Here is a 25882-nt window from a genome sequence, read left to right as displayed (position 1 = left end):
AAATACAGAATGTCATTATAATTTGGTTTTAATGACTTGAGAAGCGAATTATTTCATATTGAAATAATTCACATTATAAAATAAACCAATAATTTAAAATTTATAGAATTCAATGGCAACAGAAAAAACAATGACTGCAAATAAAAATACTAAAACAACTACTAAAAAAGCGACCGATAAGAAATTAACTGTCGCTAAAGCTAAGGTTGACGAGGGAAAAGTCAGTTCTAAAAAAGAAACTGCCAAAAAAATGGTTGTTAAAAAAACTGCTCCAAAACAAAAAGCAGTAAAAGACGAAGTGTTAAATGGCATTCCAGACATTAGACGTTATTTCCACAAAAATGAAACACCACTTTATTTTATAAGTTCCACAAACTTTAATATGTTGGGTGCAGATGAGTGGATTAAAGGTTTCAAATTTATTTGCCATATAGAGTGTTTTGATGGATTGCATCCCAATGTTTTTTCGCCAAAAAATGAAATTCCGCACGATGAATTTACAGGAATTGAAGATATAAATAACTATTTGCTTCAACATCCAGAGGTGCAAGAGTATATAGATTCAAGACGAAACGGAAAAGATGTAGGAAAAGCAATGTTTTTAATGTTTGATGAAAACACAGAGAAACTTGCCAAAAAGTTAGGTCTTGAAATTATGTTTCCACCTGCCAAGATGAGAACATTAATGGACAACAAAGTAAACACAAACCGCATCGCCGAAAAAGCGGGCGTAGCTTGTGTTCCTTATGTGCTTTCTAAAGTTAAAGACTATAAACATTTGAGCGAAGTTTCAAAAAAATTAGGTACAGATTTAGTAATTCAAACTCCTTTTGGAGACTCTGGTCACACCACTTTTTTCATTACAAATGAAGCAGAATATAAAAAACACGCTGAGGAAATTGAAAAGGAAAAAGAAGTAAAAATAATGAAGCGTATTAATTGTAAAGGCTCTGCAATTGAAGCTTGTGTAACCAAACACGGAACCATTGTAGCTCCATTAATGACAGAGCTTGTCGGTTTTAAAGAAATGACCCCTTACAAAGGTGGTTGGTGTGGTAACGAAATTTATCCGAATGCATTTACCAAAGATATTCGAGATAAAGCAACCAAATACACCCAACTTTTTGGAGACCAATTAAGAAAAGAAGGTTACAAAGGCTATTTTGAATTAGACTTTTTAATAGATCAAGACAACGGTGAAGTTTACTTAGGCGAGTTAAACCCAAGAGTTACGGGCGCAAGTTCAATTACAAATCACGCAGTTTTTGCCTTGGCAGATGCACCACTTTTTGTATTTCACATATTAGAATGGATGAATGTAGATTACAAGCTAAATGTGAAGGAACTTAATGCAAGATGGGCAAGACAAGCAAATATTGATGGTTGGAGCCAATTAATTATCAAACATACAGAAGATACAATCGAATACGTTTCTGAAGCCCCAATGACAGGTATTTGGAAAATGTTTGATAACGGACATATTCAATACGATAGAATGGATAGTCATAGAAGAGCCGTTGAAAGCGAAAGTGAAGCATTTTTCTTGCACATTTCTAAAAAAGGCGATTATCTATATGAAGGCGCAGATATGGGAATCTTAGTTTCAAGAGGAAGAATGATGACAAATGATTTCCAACTAAACGAACGTGCTCAAAATTGGATAAAAGCTATCCGTGGACAATATGTTTCAGAAATTGTGGAAGACAAAAGAGAGAAAGTTGTGTTAACTGGAAGTCTTACTAAATAAAAAAACCGAAAAAGTTGAATTTCATTTTAGACCTCATAGGTATTAAAAACCTGTGAGGTCTTTATGTCCAGCAAATAAACTCAAATCTCTGTGAATCTCTTTTTTCTCTGAGTAACTCCGCGTAATAGCTTAAACACTGAGTTTCGCAGAGTATTATAGTGATGCACAGAGAAAATTAACTTTGAAAAAGAATTAATAAATATAAAAAAAAATGCAATTACAATTCAATACAGTTTCTGAACCATCAAAAGCTGGCCAAAGATGGAAAAGTTTATTCGACAAATTTTGGCCAAACTATAGAATTTGGTTTTTATCGCAAAACACATCTTCAACTCCAGATTTAAAGACTTCACAAGAAGCATTAAAAAAATATATGCCCAAAATGTGGCTTACTTATGAGCATTTGTGCAACATCACGAATGCAGATAAAGACCCAGAACTCGCAAGGTTTTTAACAGGATTTCAACCACCAGCATATATTAGTGCATGCGCACAAGCAGTTATAGATACAGATGAAATTCAATTAGTCAGAAATTACGATTATCATCCAGATTTATTGGAAGGAATAGTTCTGCTAAGTAAATGGAATACCCATAAAGTAATGGGAACTTCAGATTGTTTAATTGGTCTTGTAGATGGTATGAATGACGCTGGACTTTGCGTTTCCCTAACTTTTGGAGGTCGCAAGGAAATTGGTGTTGGCTTTGGTATTCCATTTATTTTACGATATGTGTTGGAGTTTTGTAAAACTACGGCAGAAGCTGTAAAAACGTTGAAAAGCATTCCGTCTCATATGTCTTATAATGTGACCGTTGTAGATAAAAAAGGAACAATTAAAACCGTAATGTTAGCGCCAGATAAGGAACCATTTGTTACCACTACCCCATTCGCTACAAATCACCAAGGAACGGTAGATTGGCCAGAAAATGCGCAATTTAATCAAACCGTAAAACGCTATAATTTTATCAAAAATTATCTAAAATCTAAAAATGTAAGTTCTTCAGAATTGGCAAAGGCTTTTTTACATCCACCTTTATATAATACAAAATTCAAAGAAGGGTTTGGAACGCTTTATACTTCAGTATATCAACCTGAAAAAATGAGAATGCAAATTTTGTGGCCAGACGTAGCAATCGAACGAAGTTTCGATGATTTTAAAGAAGAACGGATTTTAATTCAGTATAATTTAGGATTTCAAGCTGCGCCTTCAATTTATACTCCAGCTCAAACATCTGCTACACCAATTCAAACTGCTGAATATGTTGCAGAAAATTCATATAGATGGCAAGATGCTGTTGTAGATTCCTTAGTGAAAAGTATGGTTGGCAATGAGTCTAAAGCAAAACAAAAAGAACTTCGGAATAAATTAATGCCAAATGGCGAAGTGGTTTGGGAAGAAATAGCGAATTTCTGGAATCAACCAACAACCTATTAATCTTATAACTACTGAATAATATGGAATTTAAAAGTGTAAATCCGTATAACGGAAAAGAAATAAAAACATATAAAGCATTAACCAATAAAGAGTTGGTTGAAAAATTAGAGAACAGTCAAAAAGCTTTTCAATCTTGGCGAAATGTTCCGCTGAAAGAACGTTGTGCACTTATTAAAAAAGCAGGACAAGTTCTTCGTGATAATGTAGACGAATATGCTAAGATGATTACCTTGGAAATGGGAAAACCCATTACCGAATCTAAATCTGAAGTAAATAAATGTGCTACAGTTTGTGATTATTATGCTGAAAATGCGAAAACTTTCTTAGCCGATGAAATTATAGAAAGTGACGCAACAAAAAGTTTTGTAAGCCATAATCCAATTGGCGGTATTTTTGCCGTAATGCCATGGAACTTTCCTTTTTGGCAAGTTTTTAGGTATGCAGCACCTACTCTTACTTCAGGAAATGTAGGCTTTTTAAAACATGCATCAAACGTTTTTGGCTGTGCCCAAATGATTGAAGATGTATTTACAAAAGCTGGTTATCCAAAACACGTTTTCCAAAATCTAATTGTTGACCACGATGTAACTGAACAAATTATTGCACACGATGCCATAAAAGCAATAACATTAACAGGAAGCGAAAAAGCGGGCTCGACCGTAGCATCTTTAGCCGGAAAATATATAAAGAAAACAGTATTAGAACTTGGCGGCAGCAACGCTTTTATAGTTTGGGAAGATGCAAATATAGATAAAACGGTAGAAATTGCCCTAACGGCACGAATGATGAATAGCGGCCAAAGTTGCATTGCGGCAAAACGCTTTATTTTATTGGAAGGCATTTATGACGAATTCGTTGAAAAATTTACCAAAGCCGTAAAAGGTTTAAAAGAAGGCGATCCGATTAATGAAGAAACAACAATCGGCCCTTTGGCACGAAAAGACCTTGCGGACCAATTACAAAAACAAGTAAAAGAATCTGTGAAACAAGGCGCAAAATTAATACACGGCGGCAAACAAAAAGGATGTTTCCACGAACCAACTATTTTGGGCGATGTAAAACCTGGAATGGCAGCTTTTGATGAAGAAAGTTTTGGACCTTTAGCTGCAATGATTAAAGCTAAAAGCATAGAACACGCATTCGAACTTTCAGAAAACTCAAAATACGGATTGGGCGTAACCGTTTGCACAAAAAATACAGAACTGGCATTAAGCCACTCCAATAAAGTAAGCGACGGCGCATATTTTATAAATCAACTCGTAAAATCTGACCCAAGATTACCATTTGGAGGAACTAAACTATCAGGCTACGGTCGCGAACTTTCCAAAGACGGAATGATGGAATTTGTAAACCGAAAGACGATTTATTTGAAGTAGGTTTTTTTATTAGTACAATATAAAAGTAAAAAAAGAAGGATTTACAATTTAAGTTACTTTATATCGACGACAAAATATATTATACCACATTTGTAAAAAATTACTAAGAAAATATGCATAATGAACATTACGTATTTCAAATCAATAAAGCGTTAACAAACCCATTTGGAGAAAAAGCAAATAAAGTAAATTGGATTGTAAGCGACATTACGGAATTTGAAACAAATATGACTTTTGATGTTTGGCACGATAGAGCAACCTTTCATTTTCTTACAACGACTGAGCAAATAAAAAAATATATGAAAACCGCAAGAAATTCGGTAAACGGATTCTTGACAATCGGAACCTTTTCAAAAGAATGGACCTGAAAAATGTAGTGGTCTAGAAATAAAACAATACAACGAAGAGGAATTAACAACGGATTTGAAAAAATAAACAGTATAACAGAAGACCATTTAACACCTTTTGGAAACAGTAATCCTTCGGTGGACAAATTCCTAAAAATAAAATAATTAGTAAAATTTAAAAATTCGGCTTGTGTTGTATCCGAAAATTATCGCTTATTTTCAGCACTACTTTTAATACACAAGACCGTGTGCTTCATTATCAGAAACCGCTAACCAATGATAAAATTCTTTAGAAAAATTAGACAAAAAATGCTGATTGAAAATAAATTCAGTAAATATCTGATTTATGCGATTGGTGAAATTCTATTAGTGGTAATTGGAATTCTGATTGCTTTGCAGATTAATAATTGGAATGAAGTTCAAAAAGGCAAAATGAAAGCTACCACAATCTTAAAAGAAATTCGTTCGGATATGTTTAAAGATTTAGAGTTAATCGAAGAATTAAAACCTTATTGGGGAAGAGAGATTATGTACTTTAAAAAGATTTTACCTTCATTTAATCCTCGTAAAGAAATAGCTTCCTTTGCAGGCTTTGATACTATTAGCAAAATATCTTATTCGGAGTTATTTGGATATGATATGCCCTTTCGATCAAACACAAGTGCATATGATGCTATGATTGCTGATGGCAATTCTGATCTTATAATAAATGACACCTTATATTCAAATATTCAAAGGTTTTATACTTTTAATGCACCTACCAATGAAAATTTATTTGAAATCTTGAGGCAGAGTTCATCGGATTTAGATTATAAGTATGCTCATATAATAACATACAAGCCATATAAAAATATTAGTGATTTAACGGATAAAAATTTAATAGCTGATCTTAATATTTATTTTGAATCAAAGAATTTTTATTATTGGAGGACATTTGTCATAAACCAAGAAAGTCTTATAGATATTATTGCTCAAATTGACAAAGAATTAGAACAATAGCTGAATAAAAAATAACGAAAGTACTAAAGTGTATAATTCATTGCTAGTTCTCGTCTACTTGGAAATTCCTTCGGAATTTCCTCTGGTTCGTTTTAGTTTACTAATTTAGTTGCTGAAACACGTAACGAAATCATACACAAAACCGTTCACAATAATTAAACCGCACATTCAATTTAAAATATAAATGATGAAAAAATATTTAAAAATTTTAATAGTAACAGTGCTTTTTAGTGGTTGTAACAACAACAAAAAGTTAGACACAAACATTGTTGCAGTAAATCAAACAACTATTGGCAATCATATTGAACGGCTATCATCAGATGAATTTCTAGGAAGAAAACCATTTACTGAAGGAGAAGTAAAAACCGTAAGTTATTTAAAAGATGAGTTTGAGAAACTCGGGCTTTTACCAGGGAATGGTGAAAGTTTTTTTCAAGTTGTTCCAATGGTAGAAATTGACGGAACACCTTCTAAACACATGACAATTAGTGACAAAAATAAAAGTTTTGATTTAGCTTACTTAAAAGATTTTGTAGCTACCACAAATAAAACAGTCACAGAAGTGAGTCTTGAAAACTCAGAACTTGTGTTTGCTGGTTACGGGATTGTTGCTCCCGAATATGGGTGGAATGATTATGAAGGCATTGACTGGAAAGGAAAAACAGCCGTTGTTTTAATCAATGATCCGGGCTTTAAATCAGCAGATTCAACATTATTTAAAGGCAACGAAATGACCTATTATGGCCGTTGGACATACAAATATGAAGAAGCAGCAAGACAAGGTGCAGCCGGAGTAATTATAATTCATGAAACTGAACCGGCTTCTTATGGCTGGAATGTGATAGAATCTAGTTGGAGTGGCGCTAAATTGGTAATTGAAAGCGATTCACCACTTTTAGCTGTAGAATCTTGGATAACTAATGAAAGTGCTCAAAAAATGTTTGATGTATCAGCCATGAAAGGACAAGATTATAAAACTATTGCACATGATAAAAATTTTCAACCTATTCCATTAGATTTAAATGTTTCCGTTAGTATTGAAAATAAAATTAAAAAAGATGTTTCTAAAAATGTAGTTGCCATGATACCTGGAACAGATCAAAAGGATGAAATAATCATCTATTCTGCACATTGGGATCATTTAGGTGTAGGTAAACCCATAAAAGGTGATTCTATTTACAATGGAGCGGTAGATAATGCGACAGGTACAGCTGGTTTATTAGCAATAGCAGAAGCATTTAAGAAAAGTAAACCTACTAAACGATCTATTGTGTTTATCGCATTAACTGGGGAAGAACAAGGCTTATTAGGTTCTGCCTATTATGCTGCAAACCCTATATTCGACCCAGAAAAAACGGTTGCCAATATAAACATGGATGCGATTGCTAGTCTAGGAGAAATGAAAGATTTAACCATTACTGGATTTGGTCAGTCCGAAATGGACGAATACGCAAAAACAGCAGCCAAAGAACAAAACAGGTACATCATCCCAGATCCAACGCCAGAAATGGGCGGTTTCTTCAGATCAGACCATTTTAATTTTGCCAAAATTGGGATCCCTGCGTTGTATGCTGCTGGTACTTATGAAGGATTTAATAATAGTATTGAAGAAGTGAAAGCGTTTAATGATAATTATGGAGCATTTAAATACCATCAGGTATCAGATAATTACGATGCTAAAACCTTTGAATTGAGCGGTATTAGATTAGACCTACAGCTATTTTATAATGTAGGACTGAAATTATCTAATGAAGATTATTTCCCAAAATGGTATGATGGCAGTGAGTTTAAAGTAGCAAGAAAATAAATTAAAACTATGCCAACAAAGAACTGAGGTAAAAAACAAGACATTTCTTCATTAATTTTTGACACTATTATTCTAGGCTTACAGATTGAAAAAATAGATATGTAAGCTATTTTTTTGTTTGAAACTCAATTATTTTCCAGTAAGCACCGAAACGAATTCCGGATCATAAGGAAGCCCTGATTTTGCAATAGCAAAACACTGTTTCAAAAGCTTATTTGCAACCGCTATAAGCGCGAGTTTCTTACTCTTCCCTTTGTTTACGATGCGCTGGTATAGCTCTCGGCACGCCTTGTCTTACAGGCATCGAAGGCGCAAAGAAATAATAGGTTACGAAGTTTCTTATTGCCAACCTTACTGATCCTGCTACGACCACGTACACTACTTCCAGATTCACTAATAGTAGGCGTGATACCCACATAACTACAAAGTTGTGCTCCCGTCTCGAACTTGGAAAAACCATCGGTTACCACAATTAAAAATAAAGCTGTCTTGTTGCCTATGCCTTTAACGGTCTGCAAAAGTGTGAGCTGGTGCTGCTTCTCTTGATTTATAAGCGATAACAGGCGTTGCTCGATCCCAGCAAGTTCTTTATCCAAGTGCTTTTTATCCCGCTTTAAAGAACGGTACACGAACTTGGATGGTATTCCCAAGGTTTCCTCACCATGCAGTTTGTTTTTAGTAGCGGTACGCTTTTTAAGGTAGCTGTCCATTAAACGAAACAGCTGTAAACACTCTGCCTACACATGAGGGCACTGTACAAAGACACCTCATTAATCAGTGCATACTCGCAGATGGCCTTGACGTCGCTCTTTTCGGTCTTTACCTTGGCAAGCTTCATCTGTATAAATCGCTTTACCGACAAAGGGTTTACTACCGTTACCACCAACATTGTTTTTGTAAATAAACTGTGCGAGCCTGTAATGGTAGTAGCCTGTGGCTTCCATAACCACGATTGAATCATTAGGAAGTATCTTTAAAAAAATTTTAAACCCCTTTTCATCATTTTTGAACTGGTTGTGGCTACTGGTACTGCCGTGTACATCAAAGACATCCTTGCTGATGTCAACTCCAAAAGTTTCCTTATATATTTATTCATAGGAACTGATCTTATGAAAGAACCAGCTACGTGGGTTACAACAACACTTCGACAGGCTCAGTACAGCGCTTGAAAACTAAGTCTAGGCCTCACAGAACTGAACGTGATGTAAGTAGTAAAAGAGCGGGGATTATTTCCGAAGTTTCGGGATTGCCGAAGTCGAAAGCTTCACCGTATAACATAACCTTACTCCGCTCTTTTGTTCTTTCTGATTAATACTTAAAGTTAACTGATTTATTAAAAATCAAACTTAAGATGTATAAAAATAATTGCTCAATTTTGGGCTTAATTAAAGGTTGTTGCAAGTTTACTACATCTTATTTTCCTGTAGAAAATCCTCGTAAAACCCGCAACTATATTTATACTAACCTATGAATAAGAGAAAAAGCCTGTGATTTTAATTATTCTTGGCGACCCAAATTCTTGCGAAGCGTTGAGCTTCATAAAAAATACTGTGGACATAATCCGAATATAAAATTTAAATCAAATAAATTTAAAGACGCCTTCAATTCCAAAAATTGGGAGGCTGTGTTTCTATGCCACATTAGCAGTGTTTTAGCCGATACTGCCTATATGCCGACACATTTGCAGGATGTCCATATCTATTAAAAAATTTAACAAAATTTTAAGGAACTCTTCCCAGCTTGTTTAAACAGCGGCTTATCCTCTCTTTATTTCTAATATAGAATATAATTAAAAATAATATCCCTTTACAGTACAGTCCTTGCACCTATATACCCTAAATAATAAAACTAACTATGAAAGTACTAGTAATTGGAGCAGGAAATATGGGATTGACCTATGCGGAAGGCATGGCAAAATCGCCCTATTTAAATCGCAGAAATTTGATGATCTATGACGTTTCACCAGAAAAAACATTGGAGTTAAGGGAAATTCCAAATTTTGATGTTTACGATAAAATTGACGATTGCCTTCCAAAGGCGGACGTTGTTTTTATAGCCGTGAAACCTTATCACAGTGAAGAATTATTTAATTCCATAAAAAAACATGTAAATGAAAGTCAGCTTTTTATTTCCTTAATGGCAGGTATTACAATCAATACCATACAAGAAGGATTAGGGATTAAAAAAGTAGTTCGAGCTATGCCTAATCTTCCCGCAAAGGTAGGCTTGGGAATGACTTCATTTACAGAATCAAAAGAAGTAAGCCGTATTGAATTAATAATGGTTCGCAATCTTTTAGATACCACAGGAGAAGCTATCCATGTGCAGAATGAAAACTTCATTAATGCCTCTACCGGTATTTCTGGAAGTGGTCCCGCCTACGTTTTTTACTTTATGCAATCTATGATGGAAGCAGCTTTAAAAATGGGCTTTTCTCAAAACGATTCAAAAATATTAGTCACCCAAACATTTGAAGGTGCCGTTGCATTGTTCAATGATTCAGACCTTTCCCCAAATGCATGGATGGATATGGTCGCCTCAAAAGGAGGTACAACACGTGCCGCCTTAGATTCCATGGAAGATAACAACGTTAAAGAATTAATTAAAGAAGCTGCATACGCAGCATTTGATAGAGCAACAGAGCTCGGAAAATAAACAAATACCAAAATAAAAGTTATGAATAAAAAACGAGTGGTTATAAAAGTAGGAACCAACGTTATGACGAATAGAGATAATAGAATTGTAGGTCCAATTCTAAATGAACTCGTCCGTCAAATTGCTGTAGTGTATGAAAATGGGTACATGCCTGTTTTAGTTTCATCGGGGTCTGCAATTGCCGGAAAAGAAGTTTTAGGCGAGTGTAGAGCAAAAGATGATTCTACCCGGAGACAGATTTATTCTTCAGTAGGACAGCCCCGAATGATGCGCCATTACTACAGTTTATTTCACGATCACGGTATGCGTTGCGCACAGATTCTGGCAACAAAGCGTGATTTTTCACCAGGAAAACACCGTGAAAACATGATTAACTGTTATGAAGGTTTGCTTGACGAAGGAATTGTTCCCATTGCCAATGAAGATGATGCCGTATCATTGACACTGTCTATGTTCAGCGACAACGATGAATTGGCAAGTTTAGTAGCAGAGCTAATTAATGCAGACGCTTTAATTATATTGACAGATACAGATGGGCTATATACTGGGCATCCAGATGATGAGGATTCAAGAAAAATTCAAGAAGTGCATCATGGCGAAGAAGTTGAACAATATGTCCAGAAATCCCGAAAAGGTGAAGGTGAAGGTCGTGGTGGAATGAAGTCTAAATTGAAAATTGCCAAAGAAACTGCCCGAAAAAATATCCCTACCTATATCGCAAATGGAAAACAGCAAAATGTTATTGTAGATATTCTGAATGGAAAAAAAATCGGAACAAAATTTTACGCATAATAATAATTTAAAAATTGAAGAGAGAACATATGAAATTGATAGACACTAAATTAAAAAATAAAGTACTTGATTCTATGATAAAAAACATAGATCAAAACCGAACGGCTATTTTAGATGCCAATAAAAAAGACCTGGAAGCTTTTGAAAAAGAAGACCAAGCATTATACGATCGTCTGGTAGTTGACAATTCCAAAATTGATGGAATGATAAAAGCTATTTCTGAAGTACGTGCGCAAGAAGATCCCGTTAATCAGGAAATTTCTAATATTAAACTAGATAACGGACTTAACATCATAAACAAGACAGCGCCATTTGGAACAATTATGATTATTTATGAATCCAGACCAGATGTTACTGTGGAAGCTGCTGTTTTAGCTTTTAAAGCGAATAACAAAATTTTATTGAAAGGTGGTAAAGAAGCCTATAATAGTAATAAAGAATTGGTGGCTTGCTGGCACAAATCACTAGCAGAAAATGGACTGGAAAACAACTGGATTAAAATGTTAGTATTAAACAGAGAAGAAACCCAAGCGTTTCTTAAAAACCCAACCGAACCATTGGATCTTATTGTTCCCCGAGGTGGAGAGCGATTGATTAATTTTGTAAAGGAGAATGCAAAATGTGCCGTTTTAATTAGCGGAAGAGGAAATAACTTTTTATATGTTGCCGAAGATGCAGATTGGGTAAAAACACTTCAAGTAATTCTAAATGCAAAAACTGATAAAATTTCAGGTTGTAATGCTTTGGATAAAGTTTTAATTGATAAAAAACTTCCCCATTATGAAACCCGTCTTCAAGAATTAAAAGAAGTTTTAGAGAAAGCCAAAGTAGAAATTTTGGTAGATGATGAAATAAAGAAAGTGCTTTCAGAAAATAAATCTATTCCAAATAAAACCACTTGGAGTGAAGAGTTTTTAGCTCTTAAAATCGCCATTGGAAGCGTTGGTGAAATAGACCAAGCCATTTCGAAAATAAATAAATATAGCGGCGGTCATTCAAGCGTTATTCTTACCGAAGACGTTGAAAAAGCACAACAGTTTATGGAAAATGTGGATAGCGCTGCTGTATATCACAATGCCTCTACTCGCTTTACAGATGGTGGGCAAATGGGTGTTGGTGCAGAACTTGCCATTAGCACAGACAAATTGCACCATCGTGGACCATTAGGCTTAAAACAACTTGTTACCAATAAATATTATGTTTATGGAGATGGTCAAGTGCGTGTTTAAATTCTAAACTTTAATAATTTTAAAATGCCTTCATTACCGTACTTTCGGTATTGAAGGCATTTTTTTTTAAACGTCACGCAACTTTTTAAAAATTTTCAGACTATAGGGTAACAACGTAATAAAACTATTATGAAAAACTTTCTTTATTTACCCCTTATCCTTCTCATCACTTTTTTCAATTCCTGTGAAGACGAGCCTATAAGTAAAGCAGACCCATCAAAAGTTATTCAGGTAGATTCTGAACTCTATAATCTTATAGAGAGAGCAGCGGGAAAAGATTTTGAAAACGAAATAACCTGTATTGATTTTAATTATGCTTTTACATTGGTTATTTATGATGAGAATATGGATATTTTCGATAATCAAGTTATACAAAGTGACATAGAATTTAGTGAGTTTTTGGGCATGTTAGAGGAAGGAAAATCTATTAGCCTAAGCTATCCAATAACCAGTATATTAAATAATGGAGAGCATTATGTGATTAATAATAATGACGAGTTAAAAGAAGCAATTGATAAATGTATACAGGCAGACACAATTACAACCTGCAATAATATACTCTGCCAATCTACTTGCATCTGGAAAGTTAAACATCTTGACGGCCCCAATAGTGAATATGAAGGTTCTTACTTTGAAGTAAATTATTCCGGAAATGTGGGACTCTATTTTCAAGAAAACGCTTTTAGCGGAACTTGGGTTACTTATTTTATTGAGGATGAATTGCATCTCAATATATTCTTAACCGGCGGCGAAAGTGTTAGTAATGATTGGAATTTTGATTGGAAAGTAATCAATTTTGACGAAACGCAAATGCAAATAGAAAATGGCACAGATAGTTTTCTTCTTACTAAGGATTGCTACGAACCCTGCAGAAAATTTCTTTTTGAAGAATGTGAAACCCAGCCCGGTTCCCAAAGATCGATTTTTGATTTGGAGAGTTATTTTGAATGTTTCTTCCCATTCACAGGTATTTCAGATCCTTCAGTTATAACTTGGAATTATTATGAAACCTACGAAGATATGCTTGCAGAAACAAACCCTATTACCAATTTAATGTATGAAAACATTAGAAACCCACAAATAATTTATATTAGATTTGATGATATTAGTACAGGTAACCCGCGGGCTTATGTTCCAATAATTTTAAAAGCTATTAACTGTTAATTTAAAAAATTATGAAAAAAAATAAGCTAAAATATTTCGGCAAATTATTAATTGTAGCGTTGTTATTTTCTGCTTGTAGCAATAATGATGACACACCAGAAGAAAACTTAGTATTAGAAATCGGACAGGAATATCAAGGGGGAATTATATTCTACTTAGACGATACACAGGAACATGGATTAATTGCCTACCAATCAGATCTTGCAGAAGCTGCTTGGGGTTGTTTCCATCAACCAAATCCAATACCTCCAACAGCTCCAATCGCCCAAAATGACGGAATTGGCTATGGTGCACAAAACACACTTGCAATAATTAATTTTTGTGACGAATCAGATAGTGCGGCTAGTTTGTCTTTCGACTTAAACGCAAATGGTTTTAACGATTGGTATTTGCCTTCAATTGAGGAATTGGCATTAATCTATGAAAATAGAGATTTGATTGGAGGTTTTCCAGATTTAAACAACGATCCAAATGAAGCCTATATTATGTATGCAAGTTCTTCAGAAGGTTGGGGAACAAATGATGGAAATGGAGGTTTTTTATATTTAAATTATCAGGTGTATGATTTTTCAATGACAACGGCTTTTCCAGATGATAGAACATTATATACCGGAAAAGATAACAAGATGATCGTGCGACCTATACGCTCATTTTAAACTTAATAAAGCCTATTTGAAAATAGAAGAATTAATAAAACAGTGTATTAAAAACAACCGGGCAGCCCAAAATGAGCTGTTCCGACAATATAAAGACACCCTATATTTTACCTCTTTAAAATACTGCAGGAATGATGTAGATGCCGAGGATAACTTGCACGATTCTTTTATAACAATTTTTCAAAAAATAAAAACCTACAAACACAAAGGATCTTTTGAAGGTTGGATGAAGCGGATAACCATATATAAAGCCATTGATAAGTATAAAGCAATCAAACCTATCAATATCGAAATAAAAGATGATATCCTAGAAGAAACAATTACTGTTGAAGAAACCGAAAATCTTAATTTGGAGCAGCTTCTAAAGCTTATTCAAGATCTTCCGGATCAATACAGACTTGTCTTTAACCTTTACCAAATGGATGGTTTTTCGCACAAGCAAATTGGAGCGGTTTTAAATATTTCCGAAGGAACATCAAAATCAAACTATCACCGCGCAAAGCTGATTTTACGGGAACAAATTATTGCAATAAATAAATCCCTTAAACCAAAAGCACATTAAAATGGGACAAAAGAAAGATATAGGAGCGCTTTTTGAAAACAAGCTGAACGACGGAAAAAAGATTCCCAATAAAAGTCTTTGGGAAAAAATAAATACTTCATTGGATGAAGAGAAACGCAGAAAAAAAAGAATTCTTTTCTATTGGCTCATAGGTGGCGGAGTTTCTGTTTTATTAGGCTTAGTTTTAATGTTTGGCTCTGAACTTTTCTTGCATTCAAATTTACAAACACAAGAAAACAAAAATTCTTTAACAGAAGAAAACAATACTTATACTAAAAAAGAATCACTCAAAACTGTTATTGAAAACTTAAAAGTGGATTCTTTAAATTTTAAAAAGAATGGGGACGAAAAACTTTTCAGAAACCCTAACGCATTAGAAATCAGAACAGCTAATGAAATTGAAAAATCTTCACAAATAGATTCTGAAAACAAAACAAAAAAATCTACTTCTAAAAAGAATAATATTGATGAAACATATACCGTCTCTAAAAAATATTACTATTACAATAGTAAGGACGGGAAGCAAATAGTAACCAATAGTAAAAGTGAAATTGACAGTTTAATATTAAAAGAGTATAAATCTTCGGATACAACAGCAACCAAAAAAAATGACAGTCTTGAATAAGAGATACTATTTTCTATAATCTGAATCAGCAAAATCTTAAAAAAAGTTGAAACCCTTGTAACCTTTTCGGCGTTTGTTACGTATAACTTAATACACAAGTTAAACCTTAATCTACAGGACAAACCTTAAATGAGACAACTTAAAATTACCAAGCAGGTAACCAACAGGGAAACTGCTTCATTAGACAAGTACCTACAAGAAATTGGAAAAGTTGACTTAATCACCGCAGACGAAGAAGTAGAATTGGCACAACGCATAAAAGCGGGTGACCAACTTGCTTTGGAAAAATTGACCAAAGCTAACCTTCGTTTTGTTGTTTCGGTGGCAAAGCAATACCAAAACCAAGGGCTTACCCTTCCAGATCTTATCAATGAAGGAAATCTTGGCCTTATTAAAGCCGCACAACGTTTTGACGAAACGCGTGGTTTTAAATTTATTTCATACGCTGTTTGGTGGATTCGCCAGTCTATTTTGCAAGCTTTGGCAGAACAATCTCGTATTGTACGTTTGCCATTGAACAAAATTGGAAGCATCAACAAAATAAACAAAATGTACGCTTATTTGGAACAAGCCAATGAGCGCCCACCTTCTGCAGAAGAAATTGCAAAAGAATTGGACATGACCATCAACGACGTAAAAGAGTCCATGAAAAACTCAGGGCGTCACGTATCGATGGATGCCCCGCTTGTTGAAGGAGAAGACAGTAACCTTTATGATGTTTTGCGTAGTGGTGAAAGTCCAAACCCAGACCGCGCATTATTGCACGAATCACTTAGAACTGAAATTGAGAGAGCTTTGGAAACCCTTACTCCTCGTGAAGCAGACGTTATTCGTTTGTACTTTGGTCTTGGCGATCAACACCCAATGACTTTGGAAGAAATAGGTGAAACTTTTGATCTTACTCGCGAACGCGTTCGTCAAATTAAGGAAAAAGCAATCCGAAGATTAAAGCACACTTCAAGAAGTAAAATATTGATGACTTATTTGGGTTAATCCCTTAAAGATAACTTACAGTATCAGTTTCTCAGCTTGCCTGAGAAAATACTGTTCGTTTTTTGATTGATGAATGACCTCCGGCTGATTACCGGAGGTTTTTTCTATCTTTACATTATAATGGAACATACAATCTGTTATTTAAGCAAACAAACCGAAGCGCTGAAAAATTCAGAGCTGGAAGAGCTGTTTAAATATATCTTAGCGATAAATCCAACCCTTAATATTACTGGAGCGCTTCTCTATAACAATAATTTTTTTCTTCAAGTTCTTGAGGGTAATAAAGAAACCGTAAATGAACTCTTCGCAACTATTCGAAAAGATAAAAGACATAAGAATATTTTAATAATATTGGATCAAAAAATTGAAAATCGAATTTTTGAGAATTATGAAGCAAATTTCAGTATTATGAAGACTAAAGCAGATATTGAAAGATTAAACACATATCTATCCCAATATGATTTTGAAAATAAATATCCAAAAAACCTCAAAACACTAATAGAACCCTTCTTACTTTAAGCTACATGAAAAACATAATAATAGCCCCATCCATACTTGCAGCAGATTTTGCGAACCTTCAGCGCGATATTGAAATGGTAAATAATAGTGAAGCCGACTGGTTTCATTTAGATGTAATGGACGGTGTTTTTGTTCCAAATATTTCTTTCGGAATGCCTGTTATTAAGAGCATTGCAGCCTATGCCAAAAAACCTTTGGATGTCCACTTAATGATTATTGATCCTGATCGCTATATTAAGGCATTTGCAGATTTGGGAGCGAATATTCTTTCAGTTCATTTTGAAGCTTGTACACACCTTCACCGCACTCTACAAGGAATAAAAGCGGAAGGGATGCAGGCAGGCGTTGCAATTAACCCACACACGAATGTTTCTTTATTGGAAGATACTATAAATGATATTGATCTGGTATGTATGATGAGTGTTAACCCAGGTTTTGGTGGTCAAAGTTTTATAGAAAACACCTATAAAAAAGTAATACAGCTTAAAAAGATTATAGAAGCTAATGGAGCTTCTACCAAAATTGAAATAGACGGTGGCGTAACCAATAAAAATGCAAAACAACTTGTAGATGCAGGTGCAGATGTTTTGGTTGCCGGTAGTTATGTTTTTGGTGCAAGCAATCCAACACAAACAATTCAAGATCTCAAAAAACTTGTACAATAATATTATAAATGTCCACTCTTTCCTCTTCTGAAAAAATATTTGATGTATTAATTATTGGCGCAGGCCCGATAGGTATAGCTTGCGCTCTGGAATGTAAAAAGAGAGGTCTAGAATATGTTGTGGTTGAAAAAGGGACATTGACCAATTCGCTTTATAACTATCCACTTAATATGACTTTTTTTTCCACTTCGGAAAAACTTGAACTTGACGATATCCCATTTATTAGCATTAATCCGAAACCCACAAGAAACGAAGCTCTGGAATATTATCGCCGGGTAGCGACTTCAAATAAGCTCTATATTAATTTATATGAAAGTATACTTTCAGTTAAAAAGGTAGAGAATCACTTCTACATAACTTCAAATAAAAATACTTATACATCCAACAACATCATTGTCAGCACTGGTTTTTATGACATTCCCAAAATGCTAAATGTGCCCGGTGAGTCGTTACCAAAAGTTATGCATTATTACAAAGAAGCACATCCATTTGTGATGCAAAAGGTTGTAATAGTAGGTGCTAGTAATTCTTCTGTAGATGCAGCCTTGGAAATTTGGCGTAAAGGTGGCGATGTAACAATGGTTATTCGTGGCTCAGAAATAGGGGATCGAGTAAAATACTGGGTAAAACCAGATATTGAAAATCGGATTAAAGAAGGAAGTATTAAAGCATATTTTAACTCCGAAATAGAAAAAATTACAGAACCCGAAGTTTTTATAAAGACTCCCAAAGGTACAGAGGTTTTAGAGAATAATTTTGTAATAGCACTTACTGGCTATAAGCCAGACTTTAATTTTCTAAAAAGCTTGGGGGTTAAATTTTCTCAAGACGGGAATTATTTTCCCATATACAATCCTGAAACAATGGAAACAAATGTGGGAGGAATTTATTTGGCAGGTGTAATTTGTGGAGGATTGGAAACCCACAAGTGGTTTATTGAAAACTCCCGGATCCATTCTAAAATCATTGCGGAGAATATTTCAAAAAAAGTCAATACCCTGCAAAATTAAAATTTAGTAGCTTCTTGGTATAATCATATAGCTTTGGGAAAAGGGTTTTAAAGTCCTGTGGAGATTCAAAAAAATATTCAGCAAGCACAGCCATAAATTCGTATTGATTGGTAAAGGCATAGGCTCTAAAGAATTTAGTTTTATCCAATTGATCCTTGACTTCCTGTTTGGTCAATAAATTCAATATATTTTTAAACTGTTTGGTGAAACGAGCGGAATCAATGTCTCCCCTATTTTTTGCTTCCAGCTGCATGGCGTGCATAAACTCGTGTATACCCACGTTTAAATTATCATTACTTATTTGAAAACCTTCTTCAAAGTCTTTCCAAGAAAGCACCAACGCTCTTTCTTTGGGGTTAAATTCCCCTTTGTGAAAATTATTGTTTACTGTGCTGTAAAATTCAGCTGGGTAGATTAAAATAAAATTAATCAAAGAATACTTGTAGTTTTTCCTTCCAAAACTAAGCATACAGGCAATAGCAGCGACTAAGATCTTCATTTGTTCAGTAACAATTAATTCGCCTCTTCCAATATATTGCTTTTCAGAAAGAAATTGAGCTATTCTGTGCTGAAATTGTTTTTTATGTTTCTCTGAAAGTTTGTTATAAAATTCAAAATTTGATATAAGAATTTTAACCTGGGAAGTGGTTAATTTTTTATAAACCAAATAATTTCTAAAAAGAGGCTTGTCAAAACTTTTTGCATAAAAATTTTCAAAAACCCTAAATAGAAAAAAAACAAATCCAAGTAAAACAATTCCATATGCATATGGAGCAAGCCAAGGCGCATAGGCTTCAGACTGGAAAAAAATATACATACAGCAATAAAATTATAAAAGCCTAAATATAACGTTTTATTAAAAGCTTTATTTCTTCATAATATTATGAGGTAAATAGTGTCTATAAAAAAACCCCGACATTTCTGCCGGGGTTTTTATAATTAAAATTTATTGTATTTCTAAAAATCGAAAGTATAAAACTTATCCCAGAATAATTGAGTTTCTGGAGCATCACCGCCAATGGCACTTGATGCAGAATCATAGTTCAGACCATTTAAAGTTTGCTCTCCAACTGGATATGTATATCTTACTGGAAAACCAGATTGAGCGCTAACTGGCTCTACAAGTACTGGATAATCCAATCTTCTAACAGAAAGATACGGAGCAAAAGTACGGTTATACAAGCCAAAGTAAGCTTGAGTTCCAATTACCTTTTTCCATGAAGGAGTAGAGGTACTTGCTGCTAAAGCTGTAGTGTAGTCAACTTCAGGCTTAGCTAAATATCCAGCAACACCACTAACATTCCAATAATCAAATGAAGCAGTAATAGCTGCTATATAATGGCTCTCGGCATCTCCACCTACAGAATATCCTCTTGCTGCTGCCTCTGACAATAAAAACTCTACTTCATCATAAGACATAATTACACCTGGTTCAGCTGCATTAACAATACGGTCTGAAACGTGAGAAAAGTTAGCGTAAGAAGATCTACTTCCAATTGTTCCACCAATATATTCACCATCAACTGTAGTAAAGTATGCAGCTCTTCGTGGATCTTCTAAATCATTCATCATATCAACGATTGTTTTTCCAGCAACATAGTCATTACGTCCGCTCAACACCAAATTGTTGTTCATTGGGTTGTTGTTAGGTGCCGCATTTCTGTAAATATAGCTAGCATTATCTGCGTTGCTTCCGAATACACCACTAGTATATGCAGATTGTACTGTAGATTGTGACAGTCCAGCATCAACATCAGAAAGCGTGATACCCATACGAAGTTTTAAAGAGTTAGCAAATTTTTTCCAATTTGAAACATCACCTCTATACATAAGATCTTCACCACTTTCAAAGCTATTCAGACTAGTATCCATACTATTGATTGCCGCTGTTAAGCGAGAAATCAAATCTTTATAAACAGTAAGTCCGTCATCATATTTCGGCAAAAGATTATCAATATCTAAAGCTTCAGTATAAGGAATATCCCCATAAGTTTCCACCAAATTGCTATAAGCATACACAGTTAAAACTTCTATGATAGCTTGCTTGTTTGGCTTTCTTCCGTTTAACTCATCAGTAAGATAAGTAGTTTCAGCTATATTCTGTGAGGCTTGATCTAAATCTTTTAAAACATCACGATATAGTTCTCTCCAATGGTTATCTGGAATTGAACGGGTTACTTGATTATACCTACTCTCGTCTGTATATGTAGTTTCCTGTAATTGTTGTGTCCATAACCTTAAGTTATTTAGGTTAACGTTAGGAGTAACAACCTGGTCAGCAAGTTGCTTTTGGGCAGAAGCAAATAAGCTTTCACCACTTACACTTGCAGGGTCTTTTATATTCTCGTTCAAATCCTCAAGGTTATCTGAACATGACACGGCAAATATTGCCGCCGTTAAAATTAAAATCAGTTTCTTCATTTTTCTATGTATTAAAATTGTGCTTTAATATTAAACCCATAGTCTTGGGTAGTTGGCAATGCACCAGTACTATAACCTTGCAAGTTACCAGAGCTCAATCCAGATTCTGGATCAGCATAAGGCATGTTTTTGTCAATTATCCAAAGATTAGAACCTGAAAGACTAAATGACAAACCTGTCATAAAGGTATTGTCTAAAAATTTAGATGGCATAGTATAAGTAAGCGATACTTGACGCAATTTTATATAACTCGCATCATATACAAATGCAGCGTTAGGTAAGGCAGCATATCCAAAACCACTAAATCCATTAGCATCAGTTCTTGTGGTATTAACTGAACCATCAGGATTTACACCTGGGTTGATATAACCACCACCATTTTCAATTGTATTTCTTACAGGATTTCCTAAATCATTAGTATAGGCAGTATTGGCATAAACACCTGTTGACTGTCCGTAGTATTGATCTAATGAGAAAATACTTCCTCCTTCTTGAATATCAATAAGGAAGCTAAATGAAATATCCTTATAGGTTAAGGTGTTTGAAATACCAGCCAACCAATCTGGATTGGTATCACCGATTATATTATTAGAAGTTGCAGTAGCTATGTATCGACCACTTTCTGGATCAACTACTTTTTCTCCATTTAAATAGGTATAATCTTGACCGTAGATAACTCCGTAAGGTTCTCCCAACACAGCGTTAACTGTAACTCCTCCTTGAAAACTTCCTAATTGAAGTGTTTCGATTCCGTCAGGAAGAGCTAATACTTCACTCTTGTTCTGAGACCAGTTAGCGGTTAAGCTCCAAGTAAAATTATCTGACTTTACAGGAATAAGGTTCAAAGAAACCTCAATACCTTTATTTTCAATTTCACCAGCATTCAAAAGTTTCCCAGTATATCCTGTAGCTGCAGAAACTGGTGCTGCGATAATTTGATCAATAGAGTTTGACTTATAGTAAGCAACATCAAAACCAATTCTGTTTTTTGCAAATTTCATTTCAAGACCTGCTTCATAACTTTTTGTAGTTTCAGGCTTAAGTTCAGGATTGTTTTTAGTATTTGGTATAGAAGTACCAATATCATTGTTGATGGTATAAGTATCAACTAATCTATCAAATGGTGCACCATTACCTACTTCAGCATAGTTTAAACGTAATTTACCAAAGCTAATAGCGTCGGAATTAATCAACTTGCTGAATACAAAACTTGTAGATACTGAAGGATAATAGAAAACGCTATTATCAACTGGCAATGTAGAGAAGTGATCTCTTCTAATTGTTCCATCTAAATATACTATGTTTCCAAAACCAAAAGAAGCACTGGCATAAATACCATCAACTCCAATTTTTTCAGCTTGTTCTAATGAACGAGGGTTTGCAGAAACTGTATTCTGAAGTGAATAAAGTCCTGGTACAATTAAACCTCCAGCTGTTGAAGATGTTAATGAATTGAATTCGTTTCTTCTAACGTTAGTTCCCAAAATACCTGCAAAGCTGATGCCTTCTGAGAAATTGGTATTAAAATTAAACATCAAGTCATAATTTGTTTCAGTCGCTGTAATATCTCTTCTTAAATAACCAGAATCAACATTTCCACGAGTTAAACCGAAGGTAGTTGCTACAGAACCTGAAGCTCTACGTTCTTCTTGTTGCTCATTATAAGTATCTGTAGAAACTCTACCAGTTACATTTAACCAACTAGCCAATTTGTAGTTCAATTCAAAGTTACCTATAAAACGGTTTCTACCGTCATTTTGATAGTTTTCATATCTTGTCCAATATGGATTGTCCCAATAAAGTGGAGCAGCACCAATTTCAGAAGTAGAAGGGTTCCAACTTACGTTTCTTTTAGTTGCAAAGTATATATCTCTTTGTTCCTGTAAATCTGTAGTTGTTGACCACCATTGTTTCATGTTACCTACAACGTTGTCATTATAACCTGTAGAGTTACGTCCCAATGCATCTGTTTTAATATAATTAGCAAAACCGCTCACTGTCATTTTTTCAGATAGGTCGTAAGTTCCACTCAATATAAAGTTATGTCTATCCAATCTACTATTTGGCAATAAACCAGATTGATCTAATTTGGTATATGACAAACGGTAAGAACCATTTTCTAAACCATTTGAAACCGAAATAGAGTTAGTTAAAGTTATTGGAGTTTCAAAAAAGGACAATGGTCCATTTTCAGCAGCAACATATGCTGTTTTCTTTAAGTAATTAGGTGAAGCTGGATCAAATGAATCATATTGGTATATGAAAAGATTTGGATCAAACGCAGGACCGTAAGAAGCATCATCTTGATAATTTCCAACTTGATCATCTATACCATCTCCGTTGATATCTTCAAAAGTAAAGTAGTCATCACCATAACCAGGTCCATATTGATTTTGGTATTCAGCAAATGTACTCTTGTCAATAAAGCCAACAGTTGCATTTGAGTTAATAGTAACTCCAAGGCCTTTGGTCTTTTTACCTTTTTTTGTTGTAATAATAATAACACCGTTAGCGGCACGTGAACCATAAAGTGCAGATGCAGCAGCACCTTTCAATACGTTTATAGATTCAATGTCATCTGGGTTAATATCAGCAGCAGCATTTCCATAGTCATAGTAGTTACCAGACGCTTGACCTTGAGCGGCAGCGTTAGTGTTTCTGTTACTAATTGGAACACCGTCAACAACAAACAATGCTTGGTTGTCTCCAGTTAATGAGGTATTACCTCTAATAACTACGTTGGTAGAACCACCAAAGTTGTTGTTTCTTTTAATGTTAAGACCAGAAACCTTACCAGAAAGGGCATTTGTAAAGTTGTTCCCTTTAACAGTAGAGATATCTTCTCCTTCTACTTGTTGTGTTGAATAACCCAATGATTGTTTTTCACGGGAAACACCAAGTGCAGTTACTACTACCTCATCCAATACTGAACCAGCCTGTAAAGTAACATTCATCTTATTTGAGGCCCCAACAGCAATCTCTTGGGTCTCAAAACCTACATAACTATAAACAAGTGTTTGCCCTTGTGCAGCGTCAATGGAATAGTTACCATCAAAATCAGACTGCGTTCCGGTACTCGTACCTTTTATAATTATATTAACTCCTGGAAGCGGCAACCCTGTGTCATCGGCTACAGTTCCGGAAATCGTTTTTTCTTGTGCAAAAGTAATCTGCACAACCAACACTAATAAAAGTGTTAAAATTCCACTAAACTTTGTTTTCATTTTTTTGTTTGTTTGAATTAGCACATCAAAAGTGCCAATAAAATCTTACAATTCCAACTTTTAATGAAAGTAGATTATTAAAATTTTAACCAAATGTTAAATTAAAAAACAGGGTTTAGCGGGCTTTTTTATGTTAATTTTATACAAACCCTTGATTTCCTAGTGGTTTCAAGAGGTGTTTAAAAAATAAAAGTGATTTTTTTTAAATCAAAAAAAAACTATTTATTTTCAAATACATTATCAACATTCCTCCAAACAACACAAATAATCTAACTTTAGGAGGTTTAAACGAAATTTAAGAGGCTTAATAAATTTATTATTGAAATGTTAACTTATTGAAGATAAGTCAACATAAATAGAACAATACTCATAATTCTTAATTATTGGCAGCAAATAATTATTTAGAAGAACTCTCACCCTTAAATTGCTGTGTATTTTGCTTGAATAGCACATTAAAAGTAGTCAAACTGCCATAGCAGCGTGTTATATATTGTTGAAGGTCTACTTTATTTATTTCACCCAGTTCTTTACTGGCATTTATTTTTTGTTCCATCACTCGAAGTCTATCCCGAAGCATAACTATTTTATGAAAAAAAGTATCAATAGGAATTTCTTTTGAAGACAAATTTTTATCCAATGGCTGTAAAACTATATTCCCGCCCTTCCATTTGTCTGCAATAGGAACTATTTCACTAAATCCATTCCATTTTTTTAAAATATCGCGAAGACTTTTTTCAACTTCGTAAAAGCTCACTGTATCTACTTCGTCTTCGGCGGCTTCAATAATTTCAAAATCATCATCTGTCGCTATTGTTTCCAGACCGTTTTCAATAAATGTCACCCAATACATTTTTGCTGTAACATTTGTAACTACACCTTTACCATGTTCGGGATGATCTATACGTGATCCTATTCCTAAAATTTGTTTCATCTAATTATTATTTAGGGAGTAAAAATAAATAAAATGATTTTATACCTTCTTAGACAAACTACGTTATTGTAAAATAAAAAAAACCATCCAAATTTTAAATCTGGATGGTTTTTGGGTCTATCGAAACAGACCGGCCGAAAACTACTTCTTCTTAGGAGCAGTTGGCGAAGCCTTCTTAGGATCCTGTTTTTTGGCTTGTGAACCATTTGCAGGCTGAGGCTTTTTGTTTTGCTGTTGTTGTGACATAACAATTATTTTTTAAAATTAACTATATAAAGGTAGAAGGAGTCTTTGTTAAATTATCCGCTCATTAGCTAAAGTTTAACAATAGGCTTTTCTTGAAAAAAATTAATCGTTTTGGTGGTCGTCAATAACTTGCTGATCGCGATATTTACAGCAGGGGTCAATATTTTCATAAACCTCATCCTTGGCCTTTATATCTTGCGTATCGTGCCCGCTGTCCGCAACACTTTGCTGAATTTTCGTTAAATCCGTCTTCTCTTCATTATAAATTAGAGCTAATTGATGTGTATCTACATCCCAAATGGCAGACTTTACTCCTTTAGCTTTAATGGAAGCTTTTTCAATTCGTTGTTTGCACATTCCACAAACACCATCTACATCAATAGTTGCTTTTGCATTTTTGTTTTGGGCGAAACCAGTAGCTCCAATCAAGAATATTCCTAAAATTGCAATTATATTTTTCATAAAGTATGATTTTAAAA

At 34.4% G+C, this 25882-nt stretch carries 21 protein-coding genes and 2 pseudogenes; 17 read left to right on the top strand and 6 right to left on the bottom strand.

The window, feature by feature from the left end; genetic code table 11:
* Nucleotides 1–112: 112 nt before the first annotated feature.
* The 6 genes and pseudogenes from AEQU1_RS07640 to AEQU1_RS07615 all read left to right on the top strand — a co-directional run bounded on the left by AEQU1_RS07640 (nucleotide 113) and on the right by AEQU1_RS07615 (nucleotide 7711).
* Nucleotides 113–1747 (top strand): biotin carboxylase, encoded by a 1635-nt coding sequence (locus AEQU1_RS07640; protein WP_258455222.1) that lies wholly within the window; start codon nucleotides 113–115, stop codon nucleotides 1745–1747.
* Between the two features lie 211 nt (nucleotides 1748–1958).
* Nucleotides 1959–3182, top strand: a complete 1224-nt coding sequence (locus AEQU1_RS07635; RefSeq protein WP_111880121.1) for a C45 family autoproteolytic acyltransferase/hydolase — start codon at nucleotides 1959–1961, stop codon at nucleotides 3180–3182.
* Between the two features lie 20 nt (nucleotides 3183–3202).
* Nucleotides 3203–4558 (top strand): NAD-dependent succinate-semialdehyde dehydrogenase, encoded by a 1356-nt coding sequence (locus AEQU1_RS07630; protein WP_111880120.1) that lies wholly within the window; start codon nucleotides 3203–3205, stop codon nucleotides 4556–4558.
* A gap of 167 nt (nucleotides 4559–4725) precedes the next feature.
* Nucleotides 4726–5070 (top strand): annotated as a pseudogene (locus AEQU1_RS07625) (SAM-dependent methyltransferase); the annotation flags it as partial.
* A gap of 111 nt (nucleotides 5071–5181) precedes the next feature.
* Nucleotides 5182–5904, top strand: a complete 723-nt coding sequence (locus tag AEQU1_RS07620) for a DUF6090 family protein (RefSeq protein ID WP_111880118.1) — start codon at nucleotides 5182–5184, stop codon at nucleotides 5902–5904.
* Between the two features lie 184 nt (nucleotides 5905–6088).
* A complete protein-coding gene (locus AEQU1_RS07615) occupies nucleotides 6089–7711 on the top strand; it encodes a M28 family metallopeptidase (RefSeq protein WP_111880117.1) in 1623 nt (540 codons plus the stop codon).
* A gap of 129 nt (nucleotides 7712–7840) precedes the next feature.
* On the opposite strand, the pseudogene AEQU1_RS07610 reads toward AEQU1_RS07615, so the two are convergent.
* Nucleotides 7841–8799, bottom strand: a pseudogene (locus AEQU1_RS07610) (IS110 family transposase).
* A 766-nt stretch (nucleotides 8800–9565) separates the two neighbouring features.
* On the opposite strand from AEQU1_RS07610, the gene proC reads away from it, so the two are divergent.
* The 11 genes from proC to AEQU1_RS07555 all read left to right on the top strand — a co-directional run bounded on the left by proC (nucleotide 9566) and on the right by AEQU1_RS07555 (nucleotide 18581).
* Nucleotides 9566–10366 carry a pyrroline-5-carboxylate reductase gene (gene proC, locus AEQU1_RS07605; RefSeq protein WP_111880115.1) on the top strand — a complete coding sequence of 267 codons (801 nt, stop codon included), beginning with the start codon at nucleotides 9566–9568 and terminating at the stop codon, nucleotides 10364–10366.
* A gap of 21 nt (nucleotides 10367–10387) precedes the next feature.
* A complete protein-coding gene (proB, locus tag AEQU1_RS07600; RefSeq protein WP_111880114.1) occupies nucleotides 10388–11158 on the top strand; it encodes a glutamate 5-kinase in 771 nt (256 codons plus the stop codon).
* Between the two features lie 29 nt (nucleotides 11159–11187).
* A complete protein-coding gene (locus tag AEQU1_RS07595; protein ID WP_111880112.1) occupies nucleotides 11188–12387 on the top strand; it encodes a glutamate-5-semialdehyde dehydrogenase in 1200 nt (399 codons plus the stop codon).
* 129 nt (nucleotides 12388–12516) lie between these two features.
* Nucleotides 12517–13551, top strand: a complete 1035-nt coding sequence (locus AEQU1_RS07590; RefSeq protein WP_111880110.1) for a hypothetical protein — start codon at nucleotides 12517–12519, stop codon at nucleotides 13549–13551.
* Nucleotides 13552–13562: 11 nt separating this feature from the next.
* Nucleotides 13563–14207 (top strand): hypothetical protein, encoded by a 645-nt coding sequence (locus tag AEQU1_RS07585; protein ID WP_111880109.1) that lies wholly within the window; start codon nucleotides 13563–13565, stop codon nucleotides 14205–14207.
* Nucleotides 14208–14223: 16 nt separating this feature from the next.
* Nucleotides 14224–14769, top strand: a complete 546-nt coding sequence (locus AEQU1_RS07580; protein WP_111880107.1) for an RNA polymerase sigma factor — start codon at nucleotides 14224–14226, stop codon at nucleotides 14767–14769.
* A gap of 1 nt (nucleotide 14770) precedes the next feature.
* Nucleotides 14771–15394, top strand: a complete 624-nt coding sequence (locus tag AEQU1_RS07575) for a hypothetical protein (protein WP_111880105.1) — start codon at nucleotides 14771–14773, stop codon at nucleotides 15392–15394.
* Between the two features lie 129 nt (nucleotides 15395–15523).
* Nucleotides 15524–16387, top strand: a complete 864-nt coding sequence (locus AEQU1_RS07570; RefSeq protein WP_111880104.1) for an RNA polymerase sigma factor RpoD/SigA — start codon at nucleotides 15524–15526, stop codon at nucleotides 16385–16387.
* 120 nt (nucleotides 16388–16507) lie between these two features.
* Nucleotides 16508–16906 carry a BLUF domain-containing protein gene (locus AEQU1_RS07565; protein ID WP_181566735.1) on the top strand — a complete coding sequence of 133 codons (399 nt, stop codon included), beginning with the start codon at nucleotides 16508–16510 and terminating at the stop codon, nucleotides 16904–16906.
* A 5-nt stretch (nucleotides 16907–16911) separates the two neighbouring features.
* Nucleotides 16912–17571: a ribulose-phosphate 3-epimerase gene (gene rpe / locus AEQU1_RS07560; RefSeq protein ID WP_111880101.1), complete on the top strand. Its 660-nt coding sequence runs from the start codon at nucleotides 16912–16914 to the stop codon at nucleotides 17569–17571.
* A gap of 8 nt (nucleotides 17572–17579) precedes the next feature.
* Nucleotides 17580–18581, top strand: a complete 1002-nt coding sequence (locus AEQU1_RS07555; protein ID WP_111880099.1) for a YpdA family putative bacillithiol disulfide reductase — start codon at nucleotides 17580–17582, stop codon at nucleotides 18579–18581.
* Here AEQU1_RS07555 and AEQU1_RS07550 read toward each other — a convergent pair.
* From AEQU1_RS07550 to AEQU1_RS07530, 5 genes are all read right to left on the bottom strand, one after another.
* Entirely contained in the window at nucleotides 18562–19398 is an 837-nt protein-coding gene (locus AEQU1_RS07550) for a zinc-dependent peptidase (RefSeq protein WP_111880098.1), read from the bottom strand. The two genes, AEQU1_RS07555 and AEQU1_RS07550, sit on opposite strands and share 20 nt — an antisense overlap.
* Nucleotides 19399–19538: 140 nt before the next feature.
* Nucleotides 19539–20933: a SusD/RagB family nutrient-binding outer membrane lipoprotein gene (locus AEQU1_RS07545; protein WP_258455221.1), complete on the bottom strand. Its 1395-nt coding sequence runs from the start codon at nucleotides 20931–20933 to the stop codon at nucleotides 19539–19541.
* A gap of 80 nt (nucleotides 20934–21013) precedes the next feature.
* Complete coding sequence (locus AEQU1_RS07540; RefSeq protein ID WP_111880094.1) at nucleotides 21014–24226, bottom strand: SusC/RagA family TonB-linked outer membrane protein; 3213 nt, start codon at nucleotides 24224–24226, stop codon at nucleotides 21014–21016.
* 397 nt (nucleotides 24227–24623) lie between these two features.
* The gene (locus AEQU1_RS07535) at nucleotides 24624–25157 is read right to left on the bottom strand and encodes a hypothetical protein (RefSeq protein ID WP_111880093.1); all 534 of its coding nucleotides are present in this window, start codon (nucleotides 25155–25157) and stop codon (nucleotides 24624–24626) included.
* A 348-nt stretch (nucleotides 25158–25505) separates the two neighbouring features.
* Nucleotides 25506–25865, bottom strand: a complete 360-nt coding sequence (locus AEQU1_RS07530) for a heavy-metal-associated domain-containing protein (RefSeq protein WP_111880091.1) — start codon at nucleotides 25863–25865, stop codon at nucleotides 25506–25508.
* Nucleotides 25866–25882 lie beyond the last annotated feature (17 nt).

The sequence above is a fragment of the Aequorivita sp. CIP111184 genome (assembly GCF_900489465.1).
Taxonomy (GTDB): domain Bacteria; phylum Bacteroidota; class Bacteroidia; order Flavobacteriales; family Flavobacteriaceae; genus Aequorivita.
Note: the sequence above shows the minus strand (reverse complement) of the source record. Positions and strands in the feature narration are given on the sequence as shown.